Below are 22,501 nucleotides of genomic sequence, written 5' to 3'. Positions count from 1 at the left end.
GCGGCGACTGTGGGCGTTTCGCGACGGACCGCGATGCGATTGACAAACTGCTTCGTTCGCCTATACTGGTAGAGCTGCTCTTCGGGGCAGCGTGCAACGTACGCAGTTCCGCTGCCAAAGACAGCAGGCACCGAAAGGTTTAATCGCGCAAGCGGCCCGCCGAGGTGGTTCCGATAAGTTCGCGCTTTGACGACCCTTGCTGTCTTTACGGCGAGGGTCGTTTCCTTTTCGAAGGCAGGCGACCACTCCTTCGCGGGAGCGGAACCCGAGCTTTTGAAGAAGGAGGTGTAGAACATGCCCAATCAGAAGAATCAAGAGACCGTGTCCAGCATCAAGGAGGACCTTTCCGGTGTTTCCGCCGTGTGGGTCGTCGATGCGTGCGGCCTTACGGTCAAGGAGATGCAGGCGCTGCGTCATGCGGTGCGCGAGTCAGGGTCGGTCATGAAGGTGTACAAGAACACCCTCATGCGCATCGCCCTGGAGGAGAGTGAGCTGCCCACCCTCGGCGACGTGCTGGAAGGCCCCTCGGCCTTCGTGTTCGCCGGCGCGGATGTGGCTGCCGCTGCCAAGGCGGTGAAGAACTTCGCCAAGGAGAACCAGAAGCTTGAGATCAAGGGTGGCCTCATGGAAGGCAAGGCTGTCAACGCAGCCGAGGTGGAGGCTATCGCTTCCCTGCCCTCTCGCGAGCAGCTCATGGCTCAGATCGCCGGCGCCATCTCCGGTGTTGCCCGCGGCCTGGCCGTGTGCGTCAACGGCGTGCCCAGCGGCTTGGCCCGCGCCGTGTCTGCTGTGGCCCAGCAGAGGGAAGCTGCCTAAGGGCGGCTTGCTGGCAGCCTGACCCGTCCCGGGCGCGGCTGCCCTATTTGAAACTAGGAAACCCCAGACCGGTTTCGCGCCGGTCGACCGAAAGGAAAGTATCATGGCTGTTACTCGTGAAGAGATCATCGAGGCTTTGAAGGAAATGTCCCTGCTCGAGGCTTCTCAGCTGGTGAAGGACATCGAGGAGACCTTCGGCGTGTCCGCCGCCGCTCCGGCCGCCGTGGCCGTTGCCGCTCCTGCCGAGGGTGGCGCTGGCGCTGCCGAGGAGAAGACCGACTTCGACGTGGTCCTGGAGGGCTTCGGCGACAACAAGATCCAGGTCATCAAGGTTGTCCGCGAGATCACCGGCCTGGGCCTGAAGGAGGCCAAGGAGGCCGTGGAGGGTGCCCCCACCCCCATCGCCGAGGGCGTGAACAAGGAGAAGGCCGACGAGCTGAAGGCCAAGCTGGAAGAGGCCGGTGCCGCCGTCACCGTGAAGTAACTTCGCTTCGGCGAACGGCTTCACCGACCGAACGGTCGTCTCAGGGCCCCGCAGTGCGCGGGGCCCTTTTTCGTACCTAGAGGGTTTGTGCACGAGCGCGGGCGGCTTAAGCGCGGTGGTGCGGTTGTGATACCATGGCAGCCATGATGATCATTTCCAAACATGACACGGGTTCTGCGGTCGAAGACGTGCAGCAGCGGTTGTGCGTCGTGGGCCTTCTGCCGGAGGACGAGGTGGACGGCGTCTTCGGCGACAACACCGAAGCTGCCCTTCGGCGCTTCTGCGAGCAGTCGGGGCTTCCCTTCGCGCAGGGCGTGGACGAGAAGGTGTGGGCGGCCCTGGTGGACGCCTCGTTTTGCCTGGGTGACCGCACGCTGTACCTGCGCATGCCCTACTTCCACGGCCACGACGTGCTGGAGTTGCAGCAGGCTTTGGGCGCCCTGGGCTTCTTCTGCGGGGAGGACGATGGGATCTTCGGCGCCTTCACCGAGAGCGCGCTGCGTAAGTTCCAACTGAACATGGGCCTGCCCTCAGACGGCATCGCCGGCGCGTTCACGTTCGCCGCCATCCGCAACCTCCATCATTCGTGGGAGGGGAAGAGCCCGGTCCATGCCGCTCCCCGCACCGGGTTCGCCCGAGCCGCCGACGTGCTGGAGCGCCATGCCCTGTGCCTGTTCGGAACCAGCGAGTTCACCCGCTCCGTCGCCTCCCGCATGTCGAACCTGGCCTTGGCCACCAACCCGGCGTCGAAGATCATGAGCGCCGAGTCGCTGCTGGTGGAGCCCGACGACGACATGCTGCTCGTGCGTATCGTGCTCCCCGAGGAGGCTACCGAGGGCTGCCCCCGCGTGCTGTTCGCCCCGGCGGAGAGTCTGGCCGTGCGGTTGCAGGCGGCCATCGATGCCGCAGGCGTGGCAAGCCCCTCCCGCATCGCCGTCGAGTTGCCCGGTACCGTGTGGTGCGAGGCCGGTCCCGACCGCTCGGCCCAGCATTTCGCCATCACCCTGCTCGACGCTTTGTGCACAGCGCTTCCCTGATGGTAGAATCCCCTGCACGAATCCTTCGGGAAACCAGGCTCGGCGCATGCTTTCGGTGGCGCCTGCCTTCTTATTGTCGGCTATCGAGGTAAAGGAGCATGCATGGCACGTCCCATGACCATGGCTGAGAAGATTCTGGCGGCCCACGCCCATCTGGACGAGGTGGAGCCGGGGCAGCTGATCGAGTGCGATCTGGACCTGGTCCTGTCCAACGACGTGACGGCGCCCATCGCCATCCGCGAGTTCAAGAACATCGGGGTGGGCAAGGTGTTCGACCCGACCAAGATCGCCCTGGTCCCCGACCACTACGTGCCGAACAAGGACATCAAGAGTGCCGAGCAGGCCAAGATCGTGCGCGATTTCGCCCGCGAGCAGGGCATCACCCACTACTACGAGGTAGGCTGCATGGGCGTGGAGCATGCGCTGCTGCCCGAGCAGGGCGTGGTGAGCGCCGGCGACCTCATCATCGGGGCCGACAGCCACACTTGCACCTACGGGGCCCTGGGCGCCTTCGCCACCGGCGTGGGCTCCACCGATGCCGGCGTGGGCTACGCTACGGGCAAGGCATGGTTCAAAGTGCCCGAGTCCATCCTGTTCCGCATCAACGGCCAGCTTGCCCCCGGGGTTACGGGCAAGGACGTCATCCTGCACATTATCGGCATGATCGGCGTGGACGGTGCGCTGTACCAGGCCATGGAGTTCGCCGGCAGTGCCATCGAGGCCATGCCCATGGAGGAGCGCATGTCCATCTCGAACATGGCCATCGAGGCGGGCGGCAAGGCGGGGCTCATCGCCGTGGACGACGTGACCCGCGCCTACATGGACGGGCGCGTGGAGCGTCCCTACGTTGAGTACCATTCCGACCCGGACGCGGTCTACGCCCAGATCTTCGACATCGACGCTGCCGACATCAAGCCCACGGTAGCCTTCCCGCACCTGCCCTCCAACACCCGTCCCGTGGAGGAGGCGCGCGACGTGACCATCGACCAGGCGGTCATCGGCAGCTGCACCAACGGACGCATCACCGACATGCGCCAGGCGGCCGAAGTGCTGCGGGGCCGCAAGGTGAACCCGAACGTCCGCTGCATCGTCATCCCCGCCACCCAGCAGGTGTACCGCCAGTGCATGGAGGAGGGGCTCACCGACATCTTCCTGGACGCCAACTGCGCCGTCTCCACCCCTACGTGCGGCCCGTGCCTGGGTGGCTACATGGGCATCCTGGCGGCTGGCGAGCGCGCCATCGCCACCACGAACCGCAACTTCGTCGGGCGCATGGGCGACCCTACCTCCGAAGTGTACCTGTCCTCCCCGGCCGTGGCCGCCGCCAGCGCGGTGCTGGGGCATATCGGCCTTCCCGAGGATTTGCCCGCGGTCGAGTAGGCCCCTTCGCGACACAGCCGCCCCATCCGCTCTTCCCGAAAGGACTACCATGGAATTCAAAGGATGCGCCCATCGCTACGGACGCGACATCGATACCGACGTCATCATTCCCGCCCGCTACCTGAACACCTCCGACCCGGCGGAGCTTGCCAAGCACTGCCTGGAGGATCTGGACGTGAACTTCGTGGGCAACGTGAAGCCCGGCGACATTATTGTGGCCGAGGAGAACTTCGGCTGCGGAAGCTCCCGTGAGCATGCCCCCATCTGCATCAAGGCGGCGGGCGTGGACGTGGTGATCGCCAAGAGCTTCGCCCGCATCTTCTACCGCAACGCCATCAACACCGGCCTGCCCATCATGGAGTGTCCCGAAGCGGTGGACGCCATCAAGCAGGGCGACGTGGTTTCGGTGGACGCCGACACGGGCACCATCGTGGACGAGACTACCGGCCAGACCTTCAAGGCCCAGCCCTTCCCGCCGTTCATCCGCGAGATCATCGAGGCGGGCGGCCTTATCAACCGCACGAAGGAGAAGCTGGGACGATCCTAGGCCTGCGGAGATCGGCGACGGTTCTGCGAACATGACGAGAGAGGCGCATATGAAAAGCTACAAGATCTGCCTGCTGCCTGGCGACGGGATCGGCCCGGAAATCATTGCCGAGGGCTGCAAGGTGCTTGACGCCGTAGGCCGCAAGTACGGCGTGTCCTTCGACTACACCGAGGCGCTGCTGGGCGGCTGCGCCATCGATGCGACGGGCAGCGCGTTTCCCGATGAGACGCTCGCGGCTGCCCAGGCTGCCGACGCGGTGCTGCTGGCTGCGGTGGGCGGTCCGAAGTGGGACACCACCGACCCGGAGAAGCCCCGTCCCGAGCAGGGGCTGCTGGGCATCCGCAAGGCGCTGGGGCTGTACACGAACCTGCGCCCCGTGCAGATCTTCAACGCCCTGGCCGGCGCTTCCACGCTCAAGCCCGCCATCATCGACGGCGTGGACCTCATGATCGTGCGCGAGCTGATCGGCGGTGCGTACTTCGGCGAGCGCAAGCGCTTCTACGACGAGCCGGGTTCGGGTGTGAACGGAGCGCCGGGGCAGCGCGCCTACGACACCATGGAGTACCGCGAGTACGAGATCGACCGCATCGCGAGGCAGGCGTTCGAGGCCGCCCGCAAGCGCCGCAACAAGGTGACCAGCGTGGACAAGGCCAACGTGCTGGAGTCCAGCCGCCTGTGGCGCGAGGTCGTGCATCGGGTGCACGATGCGGACTACCCGGATGTCCAGCTTGAGGACATCCTGGTGGACAACATGGCCATGCAGCTGATCAACCGCCCTGCCGACTTCGACGTGGTGGTGACCGAGAACCTGTTCGGCGATATCCTCTCCGACGAGGCAGCCCAGATCACGGGCAGCCTGGGGATGCTTGCCAGCGCAAGCTTGGGCGACGGCACCGCGCTCTACGAACCGAGCCATGGCAGCGCCCCGGACATCGCTGGCAAGGGCATCGCCAACCCGCTGGCCCAGATCCTGTCCGTGGAGATGATGCTGCGCTACAGCTTCGGTATGACCGAGGCGGCCGACGACGTCAAGCGTGCCGTGGCCGAGGTGCTCGACGAGGGCTGGCGCACCGGCGATATCAAGGCTCCGGATACCCCTGCCGACAAGGTGGTGGGCACCGTGATGATGGGCGATTTGGTGGTCGAGCGCATCCAACCCTCCGGCAAGCCCGAGCAGATCGGCGGCCGCCATCCCGAGGACTGGGACGTGACGCGGGCGAACTAGCCAGGCGGGGCCGGCTTGACCGAGCGCGCTTGCGAGCTCGGGCGGGCTGCGCTGGTTCAGGGAGCGGGCCAGGTCGCTTTGCCGTCAACAATTGTGAAAGCGGGCCCCGCACATGAGTGCGGGGTCCTTTTGCGTCTGGCAGCAAGCCGTGATGTGGCGACGAACTGCGTCGCGATTCGGCGGGGGCTTTCGGAATGGCGCGGGGTTTCCGGAACGATGCGGGGCTGTTCGGTGCGGGGATGCGGAGACGGCGCTGATGTTTGGTGCAGGGCGTGCCGGCGCTCTGCCACGAGGGGTGGGAAGATGGCGTTTGTTGTGGTAACGGGGACCTTGCCGTCCGGCTCACTTATGCGCCTTGTTGAAGGAGAGGACCTGTTCATAACGTCCCCCGAGCATACGTTCGCGATGAGGGCGTCGAAGATTGACGAGGTGGGGCTCGTGCTGTTGGGAAGCGAACTTTGCGCGGCCTATCGCCGGGCGATACCTGATGCAGCCGGGTCCGAAGGCAGTCGTTTCGTGTCGCGCCCGCTGTCGATTGCGACGAAGCGCTCCCTGGCTCGGCATCTCAGCCAGTGCGCTGATTCCGCCTCCATCCGCCGGGCGAAGCGGGCTGCAGCCCGTGTGGTCGAGTACTCGAACTCCCTGATGGAGACGGTGCTTTCCCTAGCGCTCTCGCTGCCGATCCGTCTAGGCGGCTACGGCCTTCCTGCGCCTAAGCTCAACTACCCGATTACCACGCGCAGCAGCATGCTGGGCGCCCCGGTCACCAGGTTTGCCGATCTGTGCTGGCCTGACCAGCGGCTGGTCGTGGAGTACAACGGGGAGCGTTTCCATGCGGGCCAGGAGAGGGTCGCTAAGGATTCCTTCAGGAGCAACGACCTCTCGGAGCTCGGGTGGACCGTGCTCGCCGCAACTCGCGAGCACTTCGTTTCCCTCGAACGGCTCGACAGGCTTGCCGAGCAGATAGCCCGCATGCTGGGGATGCGTCTGCGGTGGGAGAGGGTGAAGCCGTTCTCGGTGCGCAGGGAATTGCTCGGAAAGCTGATGTCCGGCGAGCTGCCGCTTGTGTGAGTCGTCCTCCGGCGTTAGTTGCGCCCCCGAGCCTTTCGGGTTGCCCGTCGCGCCCTCGGCCTCCGTTTTTTGCTCGCTATCGGCTCTTGCGCGTCATCTGCCCTCGCCCCTGCCCGCTGCTCGCTCTCGTTTCCGCTCGCCGTTCGTCCCTCGGCCTCGCTTTGCGACACTGGTGTCGTTCCCACTCCCCGCTTCGCCCTGATTCCAGCTCGCTTTTTTCTTCCCGTCTTGCCAAATAATCCGATTTTCAATAGGTTTTCATCGTTGTTGCCTGTTCCCTCCGGTTCGTATCTGGTGTTTTACCAGTTCAGTGATGGTCGTTCTCTGGTTGACGTCTCGCGACCTATTGGAAATCGGATTATTTGGCAGAACGATCGATTGCGCGGTGCTCTGGGCGAGAAGTGCCTACGCGGGGGTCTCGATGGCAAAGGGGGAGTGAGCTTCGGGGGAGGGTAGGCGATGAGGGCCGGCGGGAAGGGGGCCGTGCGAATGAGTGGCCGGCTGGCGGGTGCGGGATGGGTGGCCGGCTGGCGGGGGCGTGTGGCGTGCAGCCGGCGGGAGTAGGCGTGCGGATGAGTGGCCGGCTGGCGGGTGCGGGATGGGCAACGGGAAGATATGTCTTTTGTTGACCAGGTAGCGCTTTGATTGCGAACCGGGAGCGGAGCAGGATGGTCGATTCGGTTTCGCTATGATGGGGGAAGGACGGACGGCAGGGTCTTCGCGCGAGAGGTTGGGTGAGTTCGGTTGTGAATCTGGTGGAATACCTTGGAACCGAGATGCGCTCCTTCGACGAACTGCCCTTCGGTGCGGTGGATTCGGCCGCCCTTGCCGAGCTCGCGATGGCGAACCCCTGCGGCATCGTGCCGATGCTTCCTGGCGACGCGGTTGAGGCGGCGGGCGTGCCCTTTGCGGGGGCGGCCGACGGTGCCGGCTTCGCAGGGGATGCGGCTGTGGATTCTGCAGAGGTCGTCGGTATTGCGGATGCAACCTCGACGCGCGCGGGCTGCTTGCCGGAGGGGGATGGCGTCGGCGTTGGGGGCGATGCTGCCAGGGCTGACGCTGCCAAGGTCCGTCGAGGGGCGAAGGGCCTGCTGGGGTTGCTTCGCGGTCGTGGTTTGCCGCGTAGGGCCGAAGCTGACGATGCGGACGGCTGCGCCTTGACCGACGGCGACGCGCCCGGCTTTCGCGACCTGCTGCGTGCGGAGTGCTTCCCGGGCATGTTCGAGGGGCTGCAGCCGGACAAGCTCAAGGAGACGCTGTACGCTCTGGCCGCCAGCCCGCGGTTTCGCTCCGTGCGGCTGAGGGATGCTGCTTCGGTCTTCGACGAGGAGCGCCAGAACCAGTTCTTCGCCGTCACCTACGTGGTTCCGGGGCGATTCGCTTACCTGGCCTTCCGGGGGACGGACACCTCCATCACCGGCTGGCGCGAGAACTTCAACATGATCTACGACTACCCGGTGCCGGCGCAAAAGCAGGCCCTGGCCTACTTGCTTGCGGTGGCCGGCCGGGTGGATGAGCCGCTTTATCTGGGCGGCCACTCCAAGGGCGGAAACCTTGCGCTCTACGCTGCGCTCATGGCGCCGCCCGAGGTGCAGCGGCGGATCTTGCGCGTGTACACCCACGATGCGCCCGGTTTCAGGCGGGACGCTATCACGCAGGAGCGCTGGGAGGCGCTGCGCGACCGCATCTACCGCATGGCGCCCCAGGAGTCCACCGTGGGGCTGCTCATGGACACGCTGGTGCCACTGCACGTGGTGCATTCCACGGGGGTGGGCATCATGCAGCACAGCCTGCATACCTGGGAGGTGAACCCCGAAGGCGACGGCGTGTTCGTGGACGCGGGGTCGCTCGCCGATGGCGCGCTGTCCTCTGCGGCGTCCATGGCTGTGTGGCTGGACCAGTACTCCGACGAGGAGGCGCGCAAGATCGTGGAGTCGCTGTTCGCGGCCATCGAGGCCTCCGGTGCCCACGAATCCACCGAGCTGCTCATGGGCGGCGTTAAGACCATAGGCTACATCGCCCAAGCCGCGCGCACCATGGACGTGCCGCATCGGGACACGCTGGTGGCGGCGCTGGCCAAGCTGGCTGAGATCGCAGCTCGGGGAGCGGTGGGCGATTTTGCGGTGTCCGTGGGCCTTCGCAAGCGCGACGACGAAGGGGACCCCGACGCATTGGTGGGCGGTGCAACCTGAGACCGCCCCGGCGCAGGACGTCCGGAGTCAAGGCGGGTTGCCGGGTGCGGCACGAGAAAGGCCCCGGCTGCGACTCATGCAGCCGGGGCCTTGATGCGCGCTCGCCGCCCGGGCTTTTAGTGGTGGCAGGCCTGGTCGGCGGTCATTTCCGGGGCCTCTCCGGCAATAACGGCGGCCACGGCGTCGGCCACCTTGGGATGCACGTTGTCGAAAAAAACCTTGATGCCCGCTTGGTTGAAGCCCATCATCGGGCGCATGCCCATGCCGGCAGCCACGATTGCGTTTACCCCTTCGGCGGCCAGCAGCCCTACCGGGCGCAAGCAGCCCCCTTCCTCGTGGGGCGGGTTGGCTATCTCGCCGACGGCGGTCACCTGGCCGTCGGCGATGTCTACGATGGTGAACACGTCGCAGCGGCCGAAATGGCCCGAACGCTCCGATTCCATTCCGGCCTCGCCCATGGTGGGTACGGCCAGCTTCAAAGATTGCGCCATAGTGTGCTCCTTCTCTCGAACAGCGGTCGTCATGGCTCCATTATAGGCGCTTGGCAGCGGTTCGGGGGCGAGCGAGCGCGATGTGCGGTGCGAACGAAGGCGTCGCCGACGGTGTCGGAGCAGGTTCGTTACAGCTTGCCCACACCGCCGCCGCTTTCGTTGACGGAAATGGTTAGGTTGGCAATACTGGAAATCAGCCGGATGGTCTGCGCCCGCTCTCCATCCCCTTTGCAAGGATAGGCAGAAAGGAAGCGTGGCATCATGGCAAGCACATCGTTTTCGCTTCGGCTTGAGATGGATATGGACGAACGCCGCTACGACCGGGACGCGGTCGACTTCGTGAGGCAGTCCTACGAGCCGCTGGCTCCGGTTAAGGTGCAGACCCACGAGGGACGCACCCGCTTCGCCGAGAACACCATCGTGGTCGTGGTCGAAGGTGCCGGGGAGGATGCCGACGGCGAGCTGGAGCCATGGCTTGCCGAGCGCTTCGAGGCGCTGAACCAGGCCATCGCCCATGCTCACCGCATGGCTCGGGAGGCCGGGCATGCCGGCTACGAGTGGTCGTGGGTGAAGGTGGTCGCCGACGGCGGCATATTCGTGAACGTCAAGACCGACGCATCCTCCCAGCTGCCCGACGATGCGGCGGCCATGGTGTGCAAGGCCCGATTGGATGCGTCGAAGGGCGTGTTCGGCCCCCAGGCGAAATGCGCGTTCATTCCTTCGAGGGAAAGCTATGCCGAGCAGCTGGAAACTGCCATCGAGGGCGATAAGTCCCGCGACGCCGGCCGGGCGAGCGCCGACAACGCCATCAACGAGCGCGCCCATGTACAGGCGACGCAGGCGCTGGACAACGGCAGCGTGATCTCGCGCGAGCTGTACAACCTGGCCCAAGCCGATGGCGAAGCGCGCAAGCTGGACGCGCTGGCCGAGGATTTGGTCGCTTTGGCGGGCGAAGAGGCGCGCGAGCGCGTGGCGCCCGTGGTGCCGCCGGCGTTCGATGTGGATTACACTTTGTGGGAGGTATTCTATCAGGACGGAAGCGGCAAGACCTTCGACAGCGCGACGGTCGCGTTTCGCTAGACACGGGCGCACGCCGCAAGCACTTTCGGATAGCACGACGATCGCACCATGACCCGCTCACGTATCAACAGCACGCTCACGGCCGCCGTGGCCGCCCTGGTCATAGTGGCGAGCTTGGCGGCGGTGCTGTACATGACGTCGCTGGTGAACGGTCGCTTGTCCAACAATGCGGAACGTCAGGTGGTGCTGTTCACCGAGCAGGTGGCGGAGACTGTCCGGACCCGCATGTACGCGATACAGGACGCCCTCGGCGCGTTCACGGTGCAAAGCGGCGACCCCCGGACGGTGCTGCCGGCCCTGGAGGCGCTGAAGGACCGCATGGGATTTTCGTTCGTGGCGTTCGCGGCCATGGACGGCCGGGGCATTCGGGCTGCCGGCGAGCCGTTTTCGACGGAGAGCCTTCCTGTGGAGGAGACGGCGCTTTCTCGGGGGGAGGAGTCGTACTCTCCCACCTACGAGAGCAGCCGCGGCGAGTACGCCCGTATGGCGCAGAAGCCGCTGTACATCGACGGGGAGCAGGTGGGGGCGCTGTACGTGGAGATTCCTTTCGGCCTGTTCGACATATCGTCGATGCGCAAATCCTATGCCGATCCGGGAACCATGGTGCTCGTCGACGCCGGAAGCGGGGAGGTGCTCAGCTACGGCGGCGATGGTTTCGGGGGTATTCTGAGGACGGGCGACTCGCTGTTCCAATTCCTGCGGGATAATTCAGCGCCTATCAGGGAAGCGCTCGACGACACTACCACCGCCAGCACGCTCAACATCACGCGGGTGGGGGACAGCGTGCAGGCGCTCGAGGAGGGCATCGCGCGGCGCCAGACGTGCTTCTTCGCGGCCGAGATTGCAGGCGAGCCCACCTATGCGTGCTTGGTGCCTGCGGGAACGGGCCGTTGGTACGTGGGCACCATGGTTGCCGAGACCGAGGTCCGCTCGGAGGAATCGCTGGTCAATGGGACGTTGTTCGCGGGGGCCGTAGTGGTTCTGATATGCTTGGCCATCGTGACGGCCCTGGGCCTGTCGGCCTACCGCAGACATATCGACTCACGCAACCTCGAGGCTACTGCTCAGCTGTATCAGGCGCTATCCAACAGCGTGAACATGGCCGTGAACCTGTACTGTCCCTCCGATGGCGAGACCACTCCCATCGTGGCCAAGGCGAAGGGCATCATCGGTTACGCGTTCGCCGAGCTGGTGGCTCCGAAAGGGACACTGGCGGGCGTGCAGCTTTCCGAGGAGGGGCGCGACTTGTTCGACCGCCTGCGTCGCGATTTGATCAAGGGCGACGAGCGCGGTGAGTTCTCCCTGTTCAGCGTTGCGGATTCGTCCAGGCGTTGGGTGTCCTACTCGGTTTCGCCGTTGCGGTTCAAGGGCAAGCAGCAGCTGCTGGTGGTGCTGCGCGACGCCACGGCCGAGAAGTCGACCCAGCAGTCCATGCGGGAGGCGATGCTGGCGGCCGAAGCGGCCAACAGCGCCAAATCGGTCTTCCTCTCCCGCATGAGCCATGAAATACGCACGCCTATGAACGGCATCCTGGGCATGCTCCAGGTTATGAGGGGCTGCGTGAACGACCCGGCTGCCATCGAGCACGGCCTAGACCAGATGGACGCGGCGTCGAACCATCTGCTCGGCATCATAAACGACGTCCTTGACATTTCGAAGATAGAGTCGGGGTCGATGACGCTGGTTTCGGAACCCTTCAAGCTCTCTCGTCTGCTCGACGGGGTCTGCTCCATCATTAAGGGCCAGTGCGACCGGAGAAACCAGCTGTTCCGGGATAGGCGCCTGTTCGACGAGGCGCTCGGCGACGCGTCGTACCTGGGCGACGAGGCCCGCATCAGACAGCTGCTGCTGAACCTGCTGTCGAACTCGTCCAAGTACACGCATCCGGCGGGCATCGTGACGCTGGAGACGCGCATCGAGCTCTCGTCGACGCGCGGCTACCACGACGTGACGTTTATCATCAGCGACAACGGCATCGGCATGGAGCCGGAGTTCCTGGACCGGGTGTTCGAGCCCTTCGCCATGGAGGGTCGCTCCCACGAGCAGGGCACGGGGCTGGGGATGCCCATCGTGCGCAACATCGCTTCGATGATGGGCGGGTCGGTGGAGGTGCGGTCTCAGGTGGATGCGGGAACCGTGTTCACCGTGAAGCTGCCGCTGAAGGATGCGCCCCGCCGCTGCCGCGCCGACGAGGACCGCAAAGCCCCCTCCTTCGAGGTTACGGCGCAGCCCCTGGAGGGCAAGCGCGTGCTGGTGGTGGAGGATAACGACCTGAACGCCGAGATAGCCTCCACGCTGCTCGGCCAGGCGGGCTTGGCGGTGGAGCTAGCCGGGGACGGGCAGCAGGCCGTGGACCTGTTCCGCGAAAAGCCCGCCGGCACCTACGACGCCATCCTCATGGATATCCAGATGCCTGTGATGGGCGGCTACGAGGCCACCCGGCAGATCCGCCGGAGCGGCAAGGACGATGCTGAAAGCGTGCCCATCATCGCCATGTCGGCCAACGCGTTCTCCGAGGACGTGGCGAAGTCCATGGACGCGGGCATGGACATGCACCTCTCCAAGCCCATAGATATGAAGAAGGTGCTGTCTGCCCTGACTGAGCTGATGGGGTAGGGCGCGCCCGCCGTTCGGCGCAGCCTGCGGGCGCCCGAACGTTACGCCTGGTAGATTTCCTTTTCCACCACCAGGTCGTTCTTGATCTTGCCCACGAGCTTCTGCAGGGCGTCGATGCAGCGCGGGCGGATGTCGGCGCCGATGAGCACGTACATGATGGAGTCTCCCACCGCCAGGCGACCCTCGTTGAGCCAGACGCGCACGTAGTGGACGCCGGGCCAGGTGAGCGCCTCGGCCACGGCCGCATCCACGCCGGCGCTGTCGTAGCTAAACTCGACGAACTCCACCGGAGGGATGCCTTCGGCCCCTTCGCGCACCTGGGCCTTCGCCGTTTGACGCACGACGCCGTTATGGGTGAGGAACATGCCGCACTGGGCTGCGGCCGGATCGGCCTTGGCTTCTTTGAGCCATTGGTCGATGGAGGGTTCCTGAACTGCCATGGCTGCTCCTTTTCCGGACGCCGCATCCAAGCGGGCGCCCTTGACGGACGGTGCTGCGCGCGCGGCGCAGGCGGGGGCCTATTGTAGCGCATTGTCTGCGTATTGCCGGTTGCCCGGGCGCATCTGCGGGGATTGCTGCTAGAATTCGCAGAATGCGTTCGGCGCGCCATTCCGAGAAGAGAGGACGTCCATGGCTTTACCCGCATCGGACAAGACGAAGGAACCGGATTATCGCACCACGATGGAGCTGGGGGCGGTGCTGCCGTTGACGGCCGAGGTGCGCGACGACCGCTTGTTTGTGGGCGGCGTGGACATGGTGGAGCTGGCGCATCGCGAGGGAACGGCGCTCTACGTGATGGACGAGGCCGACATGCGCGCGCGCATGGAGGAGTACCTGCGCGCCTTCCGCACCCGCTACGAGAACTCCGACGTTATCTACGCCAGCAAGGCATTCCTGAACAAGGAGGCGGCGCGCATCGTGGCCGACGAGGGGCTGTGCCTGGACGTGTCGGGCGGCGGCGAGCTTGCCTGTGCCCTGGCTGCGGGCTTTCCCGCCGAGCGCGTGTTCGTGCACGGCAACAACAAGACGCCCCAGGAGCTTCGCGAGGCCATCGCCGCAGGCGTGGGCCGCATCGTGGTGGACAGCCGCATCGAGCTTGCCCGCGTGTCGCAGATCGCTTCGGAGCTAGGCGTCACCCAGAAGGTCTACATGCGCATAACCCCCGGCGTGGAGGCCGACACCCACGAGTACATCCGCACCGGCTGCGAGGATTCGAAGTTCGGGTTCACCATGCTGGAGGACTTCGCCTTCCGTTGCGTGAGGGACGCCCTGGAGGCGCCTTCCGTGGAGCTGGTGGGCCTTCATTGCCATATCGGCTCGCAGATTTTCGCTCTGCACTCCTTCGGCGAGGCCGTGGAGGTCATGGTGGGCCTCATGGCCCGCATCCGCGACGTCTACGGCGTGGTGCTTGGGGAGCTGGACATGGGCGGCGGGCTGGGCATTGCCTACTTCGCCGACGACAAGCCCTCCACCATCGACGACTTCGCGCAGGTGACCGTGGACGCGGTGAAGAGCAGCTGCGAGCGCTACGGCCTTCCGCTGCCGCGCCTTTCGGTGGAGCCGGGCCGCAGCCTGGTGGCCACGGCGGGTCTTACCCTGTACACCGTGGGCATCCTGAAGACGCTGCCGAACGTGCGCAAGTACGTGGCGGTGGACGGCGGCATGTCCGACAACGTGCGCACGGCGCTCTACCACGCCAACTACGAGCCCACCATCGCCAACAAGGCGGGCCAGCCCCGCAGCGAGATCGTGACGCTGTGCGGAAAGCACTGCGAGAGCGGGGATGCGGTGGTGGTCGACATGCCGCTGCAGCATCCCGACATCGACGACGTGGTGGCGGTGTTCGGCACGGGCGCCTACTGCTATACCATGTCCAGCAACTACAACGGCCAGCCCCGCCCGGCCATCGTGTTCGTGAAGGACGGGACGGCGCGGGTGACGACGCGCCGCGAAACCTACGACGACCTGTACGGTCGGGACCTGTAAGGAGCGCCCATGGCGGTACGCATAGGATTGGTAGGAACCGGCACCGTGGGATGCGGCTGCCTTGATTTGCTGGCGAAAAACGGCGACGACTACCGGCGGCTTCTGGGGATAGACGTGGAGCTGGTCCGCGTGTGCTCTCGTCGTCCGGTGCAGGCGGCGGAGCGCGGGCTCGAGGCGATCTACACCGACCGGTGGCGCGAGGTGGCCGAAGCCGACGACGTGGACATCGTGGTGGAGCTCGTGGGCGGCACCGGCGTTGCGGCCGAGGTGGTGCTTGCGGCCCTGGCCGCCGGCAAGACCGTGGTCACCGCCAACAAGGCGCTCATGTCCACGCGCGGCCAGGAGGTCATGGAGGCGGCTGCGGCCCATGGCGCCGAGGTGCTGTTCGAAGCCAGCGTGGGCGGCGGCATCCCCGTCATAGGCCCGCTGAAGCATTCGCTTTTGGCCAACGAGGTGCAATCGGTCATGGGCATCGTGAACGGCACCACCAACTACATGCTCACCCGCATGGCTGCCGATGGCGCCGCCTACGCCGACGTGCTCGCCGACGCCCAGGCGGCCGGTTTCGCCGAGGCCGACCCGTCGGCCGACGTGGACGGGCTGGATGCGGCCGCCAAGACGGCAATCCTGGCCTCCATCGCCTTCAACTCGCGCGTGACCTTGGACGACGTGTACACCGAAGGCATCACCAACATAGCGCCGGAAGACCTGGACGCAGCCCGGGACATGGGCTACGCGGTGAAGCTGCTGGCTATCGCCCACCGTTGCGAGGACGGCATCGACGTGCGCGTGCATCCCACCATGATCCCCTTGAACCATCAGCTGGCCACCGTACACGGCGTCATGAACGCCGTGTACGTGGAGGGCGATGCGGTGGGGCAGGTGATGTTCACCGGCCCGGGCGCCGGTGCCGCCCCCACGGCCAGCGCCGTCATGGGCGACGTGCTGGAGGCCGCTCGCCGCATCCAGGTGAAGGCGCCTGTTCTGGTGGGCTGCACCTGCGCCCAGGAGCTGCCCATCGTGCCCGTGACCGACCTGGCAACGAAGTACTACATCCGCTTCGTGGTGGACGACCGCCCCGGCGTGCTGGCGGCCATGGCCCAGGTGTTCGCGGATTACGACGTGTCGGTGCGCAGCGTCATCCAGCGCGGGCAGAAGTCGGGAGGGGTCGTGACACTGGCCTACGTGACCCACACGGCGAAGGAGAGCAGCATCCGCGCGGCGCTGGCCCGCATCGCGCAGCTGGAAAACGTGCTCCATGCCGAGCCCAGCGTCATTCGCGTGGAAGATTAGAAGGAATCGGGGGAGAGGACGAACATGGGTCTGCCGGCTTACAAGCAGGAGTTCATCGACTTCATGGTGGAATCAGACGTGCTGAAGTTCGGCTCGTTCACGCTGAAGAGCGGGCGCACCTCGCCCTTCTTCATGAACGCCGGCGCCTACACCACCGGCGAGCAGCTGCACCGCCTGGGCCTGTACTACGCCCAGGCCATCAACGAGGCCTTCGGGCTTGACTTCGACGTGGTCTTCGGCCCTGCCTACAAGGGCATCCCCCTGTCGGTGGTGACCGCCATGGGCATAAGCGAGCTCTACGGCAAGCAGGTGCGCTACTGCAGCAACCGCAAGGAGGCGAAGGACCACGGCGCCGACGCCGGCGGATTCCTGGGGGCCAGCCTTCGCGACGGCGACCGCGTGGTCATGGTGGAGGACGTGACCACCTCGGGCAAGTCCATCGACGAAACCTACCCGCTGCTGAAGGCGGCGGCCGACGTGGAGGTGGCGGGCCTGGTGGTGTCGCTGAACCGCATGGAAGTGGGCAAAGGCGGCCAGGTGACGGCCCAGCAGGAGGTGCAGCAGCGCTATGGTTTCCCCGTGACGTCCATCGTGACCATGGCGGAAGTGGTAGAGTACCTGCATGGTCGGGAGGTGGCGGGCCGCGTGGTCATCGACGATCGCGCGAAGGCGGCCATCGACGAGTACTACGACGTGTACGGCGTCAAAGCCTAGGGAGGGCCGGCCCGGGCGCCGGCGGACGGACAGGGAACCTACGAAAGGAGCCATCATGGCATCGGGAGCTTCCAACGCGCAGCTGTTCTGCGACCTTCTGGACGAGAAGGAGATCAAGTACCAGACCAACGACCTGCAGGACGGCGACGTGCTGGTGCAGATGTCCTGGAACGCCGAGAACGCCCCCACCATCGAGATCTACGTCATCTTGGACGGCGACGGCGAGTCCTGCGCCATCCGGGCGCTGCCCCAGGTGCGGGTGCCGGAGAACAAGTTGGAGGGTGTCTGGTCGCTGGCCAATTCCCTGAACGCGCGCTTCCGTTGGGCGCGCTTCTACACGGACAGCGACAACGACGTGGTGCTGCAGTGCGACGCGGTGCTGACCGAGACCACGGCGGCCGACGTGTGCTTCGAGCTGAGCCTGCGGCTGCTCAACATCGCCGACGAGGCCTATCCAGACATGATGAAGCAGCTGTGGGCCTAGGCGGGACCGCGGCCAAATCTTAAGGGCGGGCTTAAGGTTCGTCGAAACCGCCGCGTGAAGGATGTGCGGCGATGCGGGGGCGCTAGACTTTGGTCCAGCGCCCCTTCGCTTTGCTCGGGGCGAGGGATGGTGCGTTTGGCGCATCGAGCGCGGAAAGCGAAGGAGAGACCCATGTCCGACGAACGAAACGAAACGCAACAGCCGCAAGGCCCCGAGGCTGCGCAGGCGGCAGCCGAGGACGCGCCCGCACTGCAGGTCGAGGCTGCCGCGGCCGAAGAAGCAGCAGTGGATCGGCCCGCTTCCGTGGAGGTGCCGGCAGCCCCCGCGCCTCCCCAGGCGCCGTTTCCCTACGGGGAGCCCTCGGTGGGAGGCGCAGCTGCAGGGCCTGCCGTCCCGCCTCCCGTTGCGCCGGCCGGCGCCTATGCCGCCTACCAGAGCGTAGCCCCGCAGCCTGCGTGCGCACCCGTTGGCGCCTCGTCGCCTGTGAGCGGCAAGGTCGTAGGCGCCCTCGTCTGCGGAATCCTTTCCATTCTCACCTGCGAGACGGTGCTGCTCGGCGTGGCGCTGGGCATCGCCGCCATCGTGCTGGCGGCATCGGCCGCCAAGGAGGGGCTTGCGGACGGCAAGGCGGTGGCCGGCCGGATTTGCGGCATCATAGGCCTGGTGCTGTCGACGCTGACCCTGCTGATGTACCTGGCTCTGGCCGCCGTCGGCATCGCGTGGTTCGACCGCTGGGCCGTTTACTACGGGGCGGACGAGTGGCACGAGGCAGTGCAGGAGATTCTGGACGGCGAGCTTGACGTGGACTACCACGACGGCCACGCCTACGTGCACATCGGCAAGGACTCCGTGGAGGTCCGGGCGCGATAGCCCCCTAACGCCACGGGTCCTCGGCGTCGGCGGGATCGGGGTCGGCGGGACGGTCGGAATAGGGGTCGTAGCCGTCGTCGTCCTCGCCCTCGGGCCGCAGGAACGCCCGATACGCCTCGCCGTTGCGACGGTGGGGGGACGGGCCGGTGCCGGATGGGTCGCACCGCCTGTCGTGCGGTTCCTGCGAGGGCAGGGGCGTGCTGGTGGGCCTGAGGCTGTAACGGGGTTTCGTCATGGGCCCAGTATAGCCGCTTCGGCGGGCGCTTGTGCGAATCGTGCGCAGGCGCCCGCTTTTTCGTTGACGAATAAAACACAGGTATCCTAAACTGCAAAAGTTCGCTTTCAAAAGCCCCGTAAACGCAGGGTGGATGGCGACGGATGAGAAAGGGAGTCCAGGCCCGAAGCGTAGTCCGTGCCGGCGTAGGAAACCGGCGGCCAGCTAGACCTGCACTTTTGAAAAACGACGAATGGCGTGCAGTCCTGCTGCCTGGCCGTTTCGCGGCAAGGTGCTTCGGGCGGGGCGCGCGCAAGGTACAGTGGAGGAAGACAGTGAAGACGTATTACGCAAAGCCCCAAGAGGTCGAGCGCGAGTGGGTCTTGATCGACGCCACGGACCAGGTTCTGGGCCGTGTTGCCGCCAAGGCCGCGCACATCCTGAAGGGCAAGCACAAGCCGCAGTACACGCCTCATGTCGACACCGGTGACTTCGTGGTCATCGTGAACGCCGACAAGATCCGTGTCACGGGTAACAAGGCCAAGGCCAAGCGCTACTACCGCCACAGCGGTTTTCCGGGCGGCCTGAAGTCTGAGACCTTCGAAGAGGCTATGGCGAAGCATCCCGAGCGCGTGATCGAGCATGCCGTGAAGGGCATGCTGCCGAAGAACACGCTGGGCCGCGCCATGGGCAAAAAGCTCAAGGTGTATGCTGGTCCGGATCATCCCCATGCAGCACAGCAGCCTCGCGAGATCAAGATGGAGGGTTAACCCATGGCAGGTGAAGCTTTGTACTACGGCACCGGCCGCCGCAAGAACGCCGTCGCTCGCGTGCGACTGGTTCCCGGCACCGGCAAGGTTACCGTCAACGGCCGCGACGCCCTGCAGTACTTCGGGCGCCAGGCGCTGGTCGATTTCGCGAAGACCCCCTTCAAGGTGACCGATACGCAGGATCATTTCGATGTCATCGCCCGCATCGACGGCGGCGGCATCTCCGGTCAGGCCGGCGCGCTGCGCCACGGCATCTCCCGCGCCCTGCTCTCCGCCGGCGATTACCGCGCCGAGCTGAAGAAGGCCGGGTTCCTGACCCGCGACTCCCGTATGGTCGAGCGCAAGAAGTACGGCCTGAAGAAGGCCCGCAAGCGCCCGCAGTTCTCCAAGCGCTAAGGTTCGGTTCGGCTTTCCGCCGACTGCTACCGGTTGCACAGGCGCCGTCCTTTCGGGCGGCGCCTTTTCTTTTGGTATGATGGCGGCCGTTGTATCTCTTTTGCATTGGGCAGTCTCTGTTTGTTCTCACAGCGCATCCATCGGCGATGCGAAAAAACGCTGCGACGGGCGCCCCCTTCTGTTTGTGCCCACTGTCATACGAGGCGCGAACGATGGAGATTGACTATTTGATGGAAAGTATATATATTGTTTGTGTATATGAGAGAGGGGGCACGCTCATGACTACTGCACGCTTCATGGAAAAGGTTGTATTCGGTTTTCTTGTCGCGGCGACAATCGCTCTTTTTGCAGGGTGCTCCGTTTCTCAAGGTGCCCCTACGCAGGATTACGTGGCCGACTCCAAGCAGGCTGCTTTCGATAGGGAGCTTGATTTCGTTTCTTACCTTGCGAAGAACGACAATCGAGATTGGGGTAATTACACTCTGCTTCTTGACGACAAAGAGGGTTTGCTTGTTTCTTTCGATCCGGTGGATGCGAGTGTGTCAAATGCGATTCCGGCCTATGACGTGACAGCGGATGGCGGCCTTGAGCCGGCCTCCTGGTCCTACGCCCCGCTCTATACGGGAGAAAAGCTTGTGGGTTTTTTCCTCGCGGAAGGCGTTGACGGCGGTTGGCCGGTGACGGTCAAAGGCGTGACGGAAGAGGGGGCCGATGCCGTTGCTGATTTCGTCGAGCGCCGCGGGTCGATTGCCCTCGTGAGGGACCGCGACGGATTCTGGATGGTTGCAGGGGGTCAGGTCGAGAAACTCTCCGTCGATTTTGGCAAGTGGCTTATTCCCGTAGGGCTGCGAGATGGATCCGGCTCGGTTTTGCTGGAAGGCTTGGTTGAGGTCGACGAATTGGGTTCCATCCGTCACGCAGACCTTCTTGGGGTCGAGGTGACGGACTTGTCGTACAGGCACGAATCGGACTACTTGTCTGGAGAGATGATTTACAAAGCGCTCCCGTGATTCAGCTTGCTTTGCCGATTGAGCGCACTGGGGAAACCGCGGTCTGCTTGGGGTCTTGACATTGATTTGGCTTCGAGAGGGGGTGGTCGATTGCGGTCATTGAGATCAGCGCTCGGTATAGAAGGCAATGAGAGACGGGGTGATTTTCGTGAAGAGATCTTTATCTGCTCTATGCGTCGCTTCAGCGTTGGCTTTTTCGCTCGGGGTTCCTGCTGGGGCTTTTGCGAGCGAGCCTAGTCCTCAGTGGATCGACAAAGACGATGCGCTGGAAAAAGCATCACTGCTTATCGGCACGATGCTGTCGACTGTGGACTTCCCATCACGCTATGACGTTGATTACGACGGCGTTGGAGACCTGCTGCTGCTCGACCCTCTTCCAGTCAGCCTGGTTGACGAGGGGGGCGTTGCGGTTCGGGTAGACCGAATGGCTGTGTGGCCTGTTGTTGGAGCAAGCGGTCTCATAGCGACCGTTGTCCAGTTCGACTCGGGAGATGGCTTCCCAATGTACAAGCTGACGACGTCTCTGAACGAGGGCATGGGGGAGCTGTATGCCCTTCCAGGCGCGGCGTTGATTCTGAACGAGCTTGGCGACGAGGTTGATGTTAGCGTGCAGGTCGACGGAACCCGTCGTTCGATCTCCCGCGATGTATGTGCCGCGGACGGTTTGGCGGGTAACCCGATTCCTGCTGCCAGCATTGTGGAGCTTCAGACGCTTCAGGCTAATCGCTCGGCGGCTCAATCGCCGGTCGCTAGAGCACCATATAAGCCTCAATTGGGGTTGAATGGAGTGAAGCAGTCGTCGGCTATGTATAGCTGGGCGGCTTGCGCTGCTTCTATGGCGCAGTACATGACAGGGTCGTCTCTTTCGCAATACGAGATACACTTCAAAGCGGCAGGCGAGGGCAATGTAGCAAACGCCGATGCGAGCGCGGTGATGCGCGGCTTGAGGCTCCATAGGTATCCCGGAACGTCAACAACGCTTAATGCCACCGCGTGGGCCGGTCGCGTTTATGACGACGAGGTTAAGCGATGGATTAACAACGGACTGCCTTTTTATGCAGTATTTGGGCAACCAGAGTTGTTTACGGGGCTCGAGAATGCTGTCATAGGAGGATATGCGATTGACGCGTATGGAAACATGTCCCTTGTTGGAATGGATCCCGCTTCGGGTTCGTATGTGAACTATGCAAAATGTTCGGGCGGTACGTACGCGACGCCTGCGGGAAGAACCTGGACTATGGCTTCAACGCACCTAACCGGGTGGCAGAGGCCGTATGGGGGGTCGTCGTGGTGCTGGGCAAACCTCAACGGCACGCTTTGGACTGGTTGGAAGCAGATTGGCTCAAGTTGGTACTGGTTCAATTCGGCGGGAGCGATGGCGAGTGGACAATGGGTGCTTATAAATGGATCTTGGTATTATTTCGATTCGTCTGGGGTGATGGAGACAGGCTGGTACAAATCACCTGCCGGATACTGGTATTACCTTGGAAGCGACGGCGCTGCAAGGGTTGGCTGGCATTCGGTCGACGGGTATTGGTACGCGTTCGACAGTGGCGGAGCGATGTATACTGGGTGGTATAAGTATGGGTCGGACTGGTACTACTTGAGGCCGGCAGCGAACACTCCGGGAACGGGTCCAGAAGGTTCGATGCTGTCCAACGGAAGCTGGGTCATCGGCGGGAAGCTTTACAGATTCGATTCTTCTGGGGTTTGTTTGAATCCTTAACAGTCGGCTTTCTGCCGACCACTACCGATCGCATAGGCGCCGTCCTTTCGGGCGGCGCCTTTTCTTTTGGTATGATGGGCTTGCAAGATGCAAGCGGAA

The 22,501-nt window shown here is 64.4% G+C and carries 23 protein-coding genes and 1 other annotated feature; of the genes, 19 read left to right on the top strand and 4 right to left on the bottom strand.

The annotated features are described in order from the left end of the window. The first annotated feature begins 96 nt into the window (after nt 1–96). Nucleotides 97–235 (top strand) — a sequence feature (ribosomal protein L10 leader region). 59 nt (nt 236–294) lie between these two features. The 8 genes from rplJ to NFR41_RS06415 all read left to right on the top strand — a co-directional run bounded on the left by rplJ (nt 295) and on the right by NFR41_RS06415 (nt 8,752). After that, nucleotides 295–816, top strand: a complete 522-nt coding sequence (rplJ, locus tag NFR41_RS06450; RefSeq protein WP_251231179.1) for a 50S ribosomal protein L10 — start codon at nt 295–297, stop codon at nt 814–816. Nucleotides 817–919: 103 nt separating this feature from the next. Beyond that, a complete protein-coding gene (rplL, locus tag NFR41_RS06445; RefSeq protein ID WP_160214146.1) occupies nt 920–1,300 on the top strand; it encodes a 50S ribosomal protein L7/L12 in 381 nt (126 codons plus the stop codon). Nucleotides 1,301–1,434: 134 nt separating this feature from the next. After that, the gene (locus NFR41_RS06440) at nt 1,435–2,337 is read left to right on the top strand and encodes a peptidoglycan-binding domain-containing protein (protein ID WP_251231178.1); all 903 of its coding nucleotides are present in this window, start codon (nt 1,435–1,437) and stop codon (nt 2,335–2,337) included. A 102-nt stretch (nt 2,338–2,439) separates the two neighbouring features. Beyond that, nucleotides 2,440–3,717 carry a 3-isopropylmalate dehydratase large subunit gene (leuC, locus tag NFR41_RS06435; protein WP_251231177.1) on the top strand — a complete coding sequence of 426 codons (1,278 nt, stop codon included), beginning with the start codon at nt 2,440–2,442 and terminating at the stop codon, nt 3,715–3,717. 49 nt (nt 3,718–3,766) lie between these two features. Further along, complete coding sequence (locus tag NFR41_RS06430) at nt 3,767–4,264, top strand: 3-isopropylmalate dehydratase small subunit (protein ID WP_160214149.1); 498 nt, start codon at nt 3,767–3,769, stop codon at nt 4,262–4,264. Between the two features lie 49 nt (nt 4,265–4,313). Beyond that, nucleotides 4,314–5,489, top strand: coding sequence for a 3-isopropylmalate dehydrogenase (gene leuB, locus NFR41_RS06425; RefSeq protein ID WP_251231176.1), 1,176 nt, complete (start codon nt 4,314–4,316; stop codon nt 5,487–5,489). Between the two features lie 405 nt (nt 5,490–5,894). Next, nucleotides 5,895–6,560: a PDDEXK family nuclease gene (locus NFR41_RS06420; RefSeq protein ID WP_251231175.1), complete on the top strand. Its 666-nt coding sequence runs from the start codon at nt 5,895–5,897 to the stop codon at nt 6,558–6,560. Nucleotides 6,561–7,306: 746 nt separating this feature from the next. Beyond that, on the top strand, nt 7,307–8,752 hold the full coding sequence (locus NFR41_RS06415) for an Mbeg1-like protein (RefSeq protein WP_251231174.1): 1,446 nt from the start codon (nt 7,307–7,309) through the stop codon (nt 8,750–8,752). Between the two features lie 116 nt (nt 8,753–8,868). On the opposite strand, the gene NFR41_RS06410 is transcribed toward NFR41_RS06415, so the two are convergent. Further along, entirely contained in the window at nt 8,869–9,243 is a 375-nt protein-coding gene (locus tag NFR41_RS06410; protein WP_251231173.1) for a NifB/NifX family molybdenum-iron cluster-binding protein, read from the bottom strand. Nucleotides 9,244–9,371: 128 nt separating this feature from the next. Then, the gene (locus NFR41_RS10505; protein WP_285833858.1) at nt 9,372–9,506 is read right to left on the bottom strand and encodes a hypothetical protein; all 135 of its coding nucleotides are present in this window, start codon (nt 9,504–9,506) and stop codon (nt 9,372–9,374) included. On the opposite strand from NFR41_RS10505, the gene NFR41_RS06405 reads away from it, so the two are divergent. Together NFR41_RS06405 and NFR41_RS06400 are read left to right on the top strand one after the other, a co-directional pair. Next, complete coding sequence (locus tag NFR41_RS06405) at nt 9,505–10,323, top strand: hypothetical protein (RefSeq protein ID WP_160214154.1); 819 nt, start codon at nt 9,505–9,507, stop codon at nt 10,321–10,323. The genes NFR41_RS10505 and NFR41_RS06405 overlap by 2 nt on opposite strands. A 48-nt stretch (nt 10,324–10,371) precedes the next feature. Beyond that, a complete protein-coding gene (locus NFR41_RS06400; protein ID WP_251231172.1) occupies nt 10,372–12,939 on the top strand; it encodes an ATP-binding protein in 2,568 nt (855 codons plus the stop codon). A 41-nt stretch (nt 12,940–12,980) separates the two neighbouring features. On the opposite strand, the gene NFR41_RS06395 is transcribed toward NFR41_RS06400, so the two are convergent. Further along, nucleotides 12,981–13,379: a molybdenum cofactor biosynthesis protein MoaE gene (locus NFR41_RS06395; protein WP_251231171.1), complete on the bottom strand. Its 399-nt coding sequence runs from the start codon at nt 13,377–13,379 to the stop codon at nt 12,981–12,983. A 190-nt stretch (nt 13,380–13,569) separates the two neighbouring features. On the opposite strand from NFR41_RS06395, the gene lysA reads away from it, so the two are divergent. From lysA to NFR41_RS06370, 5 genes are all read left to right on the top strand, one after another. Then, nucleotides 13,570–14,925 (top strand): diaminopimelate decarboxylase, encoded by a 1,356-nt coding sequence (lysA, locus tag NFR41_RS06390; RefSeq protein ID WP_251231170.1) that lies wholly within the window; start codon nt 13,570–13,572, stop codon nt 14,923–14,925. 9 nt (nt 14,926–14,934) lie between these two features. Then, complete coding sequence (locus NFR41_RS06385; RefSeq protein ID WP_251231169.1) at nt 14,935–16,218, top strand: homoserine dehydrogenase; 1,284 nt, start codon at nt 14,935–14,937, stop codon at nt 16,216–16,218. Between the two features lie 30 nt (nt 16,219–16,248). Continuing rightward, nucleotides 16,249–16,932: an orotate phosphoribosyltransferase gene (gene pyrE, locus NFR41_RS06380; RefSeq protein ID WP_160214210.1), complete on the top strand. Its 684-nt coding sequence runs from the start codon at nt 16,249–16,251 to the stop codon at nt 16,930–16,932. A gap of 55 nt (nt 16,933–16,987) precedes the next feature. Continuing rightward, entirely contained in the window at nt 16,988–17,416 is a 429-nt protein-coding gene (locus NFR41_RS06375) for a YbjN domain-containing protein (RefSeq protein ID WP_160214159.1), read from the top strand. A 171-nt stretch (nt 17,417–17,587) separates the two neighbouring features. Beyond that, nucleotides 17,588–18,286, top strand: a complete 699-nt coding sequence (locus NFR41_RS06370) for a hypothetical protein (protein ID WP_160214160.1) — start codon at nt 17,588–17,590, stop codon at nt 18,284–18,286. 4 nt (nt 18,287–18,290) lie between these two features. Here the strand turns inward: NFR41_RS06370 and NFR41_RS06365 are convergent, their stop codons facing one another. After that, nucleotides 18,291–18,521: a hypothetical protein gene (locus tag NFR41_RS06365; protein ID WP_251231168.1), complete on the bottom strand. Its 231-nt coding sequence runs from the start codon at nt 18,519–18,521 to the stop codon at nt 18,291–18,293. 314 nt (nt 18,522–18,835) lie between these two features. Here NFR41_RS06365 and rplM point away from each other — a divergent pair, with 314 nt between their 5' ends. From rplM to NFR41_RS06345, 4 genes are all read left to right on the top strand, one after another. Beyond that, complete coding sequence (gene rplM, locus NFR41_RS06360) at nt 18,836–19,270, top strand: 50S ribosomal protein L13 (RefSeq protein WP_160214162.1); 435 nt, start codon at nt 18,836–18,838, stop codon at nt 19,268–19,270. 3 nt (nt 19,271–19,273) lie between these two features. After that, nucleotides 19,274–19,666, top strand: a complete 393-nt coding sequence (rpsI, locus tag NFR41_RS06355; RefSeq protein ID WP_160214163.1) for a 30S ribosomal protein S9 — start codon at nt 19,274–19,276, stop codon at nt 19,664–19,666. Between the two features lie 278 nt (nt 19,667–19,944). Next, nucleotides 19,945–20,676, top strand: coding sequence for a hypothetical protein (locus NFR41_RS06350; RefSeq protein ID WP_251231167.1), 732 nt, complete (start codon nt 19,945–19,947; stop codon nt 20,674–20,676). Nucleotides 20,677–20,815: 139 nt separating this feature from the next. Then, nucleotides 20,816–22,402: a PspC-like choline-binding domain-containing protein gene (locus tag NFR41_RS06345; RefSeq protein WP_251231166.1), complete on the top strand. Its 1,587-nt coding sequence runs from the start codon at nt 20,816–20,818 to the stop codon at nt 22,400–22,402. The last annotated feature ends 99 nt before the right edge of the window (nt 22,403–22,501 follow it).

It is taken from the genome of Adlercreutzia aquisgranensis, assembly GCF_943193145.1.
GTDB lineage: Bacteria > Actinomycetota > Coriobacteriia > Coriobacteriales > Eggerthellaceae > Xiamenia > Xiamenia aquisgranensis.
The sequence above is the reverse complement of the archived record's forward strand: the minus strand, read 5'-3'. Positions and strand labels throughout refer to the sequence as shown.